Origin of the sequence: [Ruminococcus] torques ATCC 27756, assembly GCF_000153925.1 — a bacterium.
Taxonomy (GTDB): domain Bacteria; phylum Bacillota; class Clostridia; order Lachnospirales; family Lachnospiraceae; genus Mediterraneibacter; species Mediterraneibacter torques.
Genome location: NZ_DS264354.1, coordinates 1,534 through 2,483, shown reverse-complemented (window position 1 = coordinate 2,483; position 950 = coordinate 1,534). Strand labels below are relative to the sequence as shown.

Genomic DNA, 950 nt, shown 5'->3' with positions numbered 1-950 from the left:
ATCTTATTCAAATCCATAACCGCCCTGCGATACAGATTTTTTACCTTTTCATCGTACAAACGATTCTCCCAGAGTTTGTCAACGGCTTCTTCCATTGTCACAACTCCGCCTTTATTGTCCACACATAACGCAAGCAGTTCTTTTGCCTTTTTATTGGAAAATATCACAAGTTCTCCATTAATAAATAAGTCGAATCGGCCAAATGTCCTAATATATGCCGGCTTCTTCTGTCGCCGACTGAGAAGTTTTGCATTTCCCATAGTCCATGTTAAATCTTCCATAGTATACGGCCTGATCATATAACCATCCGCTTTTATCCGAAGTGCCTCCAATATATATTCTGTATGTTCTATAAAAAATACAAGAACTATTTTAGGATTTAATTCCCGTAACTTTTCTCCGAGCTGAAGTCCGTCCATACCATTTAATTCGATATTTATAAAAGCCGCTTCCACTCTATGTCTGGAAACATATTTAAGCGTTTCCGCAGAATCATTAAACTTCCCGCTCAGCTCTACATATGAAAATTGTTTGCATTGTTCTTCAAAAAGACGGATAGCTTCTTCATCGTAATCTGCAATAATAACTTTCATAACATCATTTCATCCTTCTTACACATAATATATTTTTATATACTCTGTTTATTCCTCTTCCGAAGGGCAAACGACTGTGTTTTGCACCATATCCATATGATGATTCATCCATATGAGCTCATATCCAGTACCAATATCCATATTATATAATTTTCTGACCATTTTTTGCAAGTAAAAACAGTAGACACTAAAAAAGTTTATGTCTACTAAAATGATTCTATATCGCCAAACGGTAACATGCCGCCAATACAAATAACGGGAACACTATTCAATCATAGTATTCCCGCTATCATTCACAGTGAGCGGTGCGGGGAATCCGAACCCCGGGAACAACCTTGAATTAAAAAGTCAAGTTGC

1 protein-coding gene and 1 other annotated feature (1 of these 2 running past the window's edge) are annotated in these 950 nt (G+C 36.8%); the gene reads right to left on the bottom strand.

Translation table 11 applies throughout. The features are described 5' to 3' along the window. Positions 1–593 (bottom strand): response regulator (locus RUMTOR_RS06410; protein ID WP_004846368.1); only part of this gene is annotated, 593 nt, incomplete at its 3' end. A 221-nt stretch (positions 594–814) separates the two neighbouring features. Next, positions 815–950, bottom strand: a sequence feature (mutual gap in cmsearch alignment for this rRNA model is longer than 100) (it continues 1,533 nt past the right edge of the window).